This is a genomic window from Actinoalloteichus spitiensis RMV-1378 (assembly GCF_000239155.1).
Taxonomy (GTDB): Bacteria; Actinomycetota; Actinomycetes; order Mycobacteriales; family Pseudonocardiaceae; genus Actinoalloteichus_B; species Actinoalloteichus_B spitiensis.
On record NZ_AGVX02000674.1, the window covers coordinates 1 to 3479 of the forward strand.

Genomic DNA, 3479 nt, shown 5'->3' on the forward strand with positions numbered 1-3479 from the left:
GGGGGCCGGCCCGGGACGACGGGCCGGCCCCCGCTCGCCCCCACCCGGTGGGGCACGTGCTCCCCCGCCAGGTCACGGCGACCGGCGTGGTCGACACGGCTCCGGCAGCCCTGGCCCCTGGCCCGCACCAGATCGACGACCGACGTCCCGGCCCGGTTCCCGAGCGCGCGGAACGCCACGCGGAACCGGGGTGGGCCGGACGTGGAGGCCTACCGCACCCGAGGTTCCCGCCGGTCAACTGGCTGTGCCGCCCCCTCCCCCAACGGGGGCGGGGCACGCAGCGGGCGAGTCACGTCCGACTGAGGAGTTCGACGTCCCCGGCGGGGCTCCGGGGCCCGTTCCCCCTGCCGTGGCTCGCGCGCCATCCCCGAGGCCGGACGAGGCGCCTCCGCCGGTTGGCCCGCCCCTGTCTCCGGCCGGCGGGCGCCTCCGAGTACGACCGCTCCCCCGGTCCCGATCGTCCCGGCAGCTCGGGTCGGGCATCACCAGGCGGCGCCCCGGATCACCCCGGTCGGTTCCCGCGACCGCGACGCCGCAGCCAGTGACGGACCCGGTTCCACAACCGGACCGGCCAGGGCCTGCCATCGCGGACTCCGAGCACCCGCAGTGGCCGGTGCGGTTTCGCTGGCTGCCACCGGACGGGCGCGGCGACGCGGTTGGGGAAGACGACCCACCACGTCGCCTGGTCATGGGGTGCCGCCCACTTCGGACGTGTCCAGGCCAGGGTTCCGCCGAGGGGCACCGAGGAGGCCAGGAGGCGGTCGGCCTCGCCACCGACCGGCAGCCGGGTCCGGTCCACCTGGCACACCGCGTGCAGCCTCGGCCCCGTGCGCTCGAACAGGTCCGAGGCGCGGTGCAGGCAGGTCGTGGCGTCCAGCTCGCCCACCGCTCCCGGCCGGCACGGCAGGCAGTACTGGTCGTGCTCGCCGGCGACGAGGAACACCTCGGCGGAGGTGGTGCGGCACCAGCTCGGCGGGCGGCGACGGGCCCGGACCGTCGGCGCGATCGTGTTCCTGAGCTGCCGGGCCGCGTCGTCAAGGCCCGGGGCGCCCCCACAGCGTTCCTGGAACCGCTCGACGGCGTGCCGGGTCAGGTGGATCCTGGCCAGCAGTTCCGAGCCCCGCAGCGCCACCAGGGCGTCCAGATCGGGCGGATCGTCCCCGGGGAAGGGCACGCAGTGGGTCGCGATCCAGCGGGCCGAGCCGTCCGAATCGCGCACCAGGGGCAGCACCAGGGTGTCCGGGACGAGGAGGAAGAACCCGGATCTGCTCCGGCGACCCGCCAGTGGAGGAGGGAGCTGGTCGGTCACCTCACCCTGTTCGTCGACCAACCGCCGCAGGGTCGCCTTCGCGGCGCGGTGGTCGGTGAGCCCGCGCCACCGGGCGTAGGCCCCGGCGCAGGAGTCGGTTACCACCACGGGCCACTGGTTGTCGTGCTTCGCCGCCACCCCTCCTTTCCTACCGGCGTGGCCCCGGTCGACGACACGTCCATCACGGCGATCCCCGGCCGCCGGACCGGTGAAGCCAGGGGCCGGCGGTCGGGGGCCGGGGCACGGCGTCGAGGACCCCCACGGGACTACCCTCGGTGCGCGTCCGGGGACGGGACGCACCGAGGGTGTTGGGGAAACACGTACCGCCCGGACCGCGACGTCCACTTCACGCAGAACTCACGAATGGGGGCGGGAACACTGCGGGGCTCCCCCGCGCCCGCCGGCACGCCGCCGAATCCCCGACCCTCCACCGCGACCGGGTCCCCGACTCCCCGCCCCCTCTGAACGGCGAGCGGAACCGACGGGGGATGGCGACCGTCCTCACCGTCGTTGCGCACCACGAACGTCGCCGCCACACCCGCCCCACTCCGACGTTCCCGTGGCCGGCGGAGGGCGCGAACCGCATGGCGGAAACCAGGTCGCACACCGGTTCACGGCCCGCCACACCAACGGTTCCGGAAATCACTCGCGGAAAACCAGCTCACCATTTTCCTCCCCAGGCGGAGCCCGCTCCACGGGAAGGACTTCGGCACCCCGGAAAAGGGAAGGAAATCCACCCACACCTCATCACCAGGAGTGACGACCACCGACGAGACTTCCGGGGACCAGCGCGCGGATGCACCCGCGAGAGACCAGGACGAGACAGTACGTCCATCTTGCATTCACCAAAAGGTGATGACAGAGTGTGAATGCCCTGCCGGCGGGCCACACCAGCGAAACGGAAGCACCCACCCTGAAAGGGAGTGACGTGATGACCGAGAATGCGGGTAGACAACGCTGGCGGAGACCCGCCGCCGTGGCCGCCGCGAGCGCCCTCGCGTTGACGATCAGCACGCCCGCGGCGATGGGCCTGGAACCGGGCACGGCGGAACACCCGACCCCGCTCGGTTTCGGACCGAAGAACGTCATTCACCTGATCAGCGACGGCATGGGGTACAACCACGTCGACGTCGCGAGCCTCTGGGAGCACGGCACCACCGCCCACCAGGTCCGCGTCGACCCCGACTCCGGAACCACCGAGCACCTGCCGGCCACCCCCGCCCAGGTCTACGAGGACTGGCCCGTCCAGCTCGGCATGTCCACCTACCACGACGGTCACTCCTACGAGGCGGACCGGGCGTGGGCGGGCTTCGGCTACCCCAGCGAAGACTTCACCGACTCCTCAGCAGCCGGCACCGCGCTGGCCACCGGGGTCCGCACCTACAACGGCGCGATCGGCCTGGCCCCGGACCGGACCCCCGTCAAGAACCTGACCGAACGGGCCCAGGAACTGGGCAAGGCCTCCGGCGTCGTCTCCAGCGTGCCGTTCAGCCACGCCACCCCCGCCGCGTACGTGGCGCACAACCCGGACCGGAACGACTACCACGGCATCGCCAAGGAGATGCTGTTCGAGCACGGCATCAACGTCATCTTCGGCCCCGGCCACCCCGACTTCGACGAGAACGGTGAGCGTCGCGACGAGCCCCACCACCACTACGTCGACGAGTGGACCTGGGAGGCCGTGCAGCGCGGCGCCACCGCCTTCGACCTCGTCGAGACCCCGGAGGAGTTCGCCGCGCTCGCCGAGTCCCCGAACCCGCCCCGCCACGTGCTGGGCGTGCCCCAGGTGGCGGCGACCCTCCAGTACGACCGAGGCGGCCCGGACCGCACGGCCGACGGACGCCCGGTCCCCGGAGCGCTCCCCTACACCGCCCCACCGGTCGAGAACGTCCCCACCCTCGCCGACATGACCACCAGCGCCCTCGCCGTGTTGGACAACGCCTCGGACGAGGGGCTGTTCCTCATGGTCGAGGGGGGAGCGGTCGACTGGGCCAGCCACGACAACGACACCGCCCGGGTGATCGAGGAGCAGATCGACTTCAACCGCGCCGTCGAGGCCGTCGTGGACTGGGTTGAGGAGTCCAGCAGCTGGCACGAAACCCTCGTCGTCGTCACCGCCGACCACGAGACCGGCTACCTCGCCGGGCCTGGGGCCGACCCGACCTGGACG

2 protein-coding genes are annotated in these 3479 nt (G+C 72.7%); one reads left to right on the forward strand and one right to left on the reverse strand.

Annotated elements, in window-relative coordinates:
- Positions 1 to 502 precede the first annotated feature (502 nt).
- A complete protein-coding gene (locus tag ACTIDRAF_RS0223745; protein ID WP_016701181.1) occupies positions 503 to 1447 on the reverse strand; it encodes a hypothetical protein in 945 nt (314 codons plus the stop codon).
- A 793-nt stretch (positions 1448 to 2240) separates the two neighbouring features.
- On the opposite strand from ACTIDRAF_RS0223745, the gene ACTIDRAF_RS30880 reads away from it, so the two are divergent.
- Positions 2241 to 3479 (forward strand): alkaline phosphatase (locus tag ACTIDRAF_RS30880; RefSeq protein WP_083886634.1); only part of this gene is annotated, 1239 nt, incomplete at its 3' end.